Here is a 460-nt window from a genome sequence, read left to right as displayed (position 1 = left end):
ACACCCGGCGCAGCCCGGAGAAGCCCAGCGACTTCCACAGCTCGGTCAGCGCCCACACATTGCCGAGCGCGCGCGCGGATTCGAACGACACCGTTGGCGCCGCCGGCTTGGCGCCCATCGGTTCCCGGCCGGTGATCTTGAGCAAGCCATTAATGACCGCATCGAGCGAGCCATCGACCTGCTCGGCACGGCCGAGCGTGGCGACGGTGCGCTTCTTTACCTGTCCGGCTTCGTCGCGATAGGACTCGACGAGCTGGACGTAGCGGCGGCCTCCGGAGGTGGTGAGCTTGACATGCATGCCGCCACTTTATCGACCTATAGAGTGCCGTCAAGTCTGGACAATACTGTTACAAACGTGCCACCACAGAGCTTTTTCGATCATGGCCTTGAAACCCGCGCCGGTGCTGGAGGCACTTTCCGAAAAGGGATGAAAATCGGGGGGAAGTGTCGAACCCCGGTG

General features: G+C 62.4%; 1 pseudogene. It reads right to left on the bottom strand.

From position 1 onward, the window contains the following. A pseudogene (locus DNK49_RS23380) lies at window positions 1-298 on the bottom strand (IS1634 family transposase); the annotation flags it as partial. Window positions 299-460 lie beyond the last annotated feature (162 nt).

Source organism: Parazoarcus communis SWub3 = DSM 12120 (assembly GCF_003226565.1).
Taxonomy (GTDB): Bacteria; Pseudomonadota; Gammaproteobacteria; order Burkholderiales; family Rhodocyclaceae; genus Parazoarcus; species Parazoarcus communis.
Note: the sequence above shows the minus strand (reverse complement) of the source record. Positions and strands in the feature narration are given on the sequence as shown.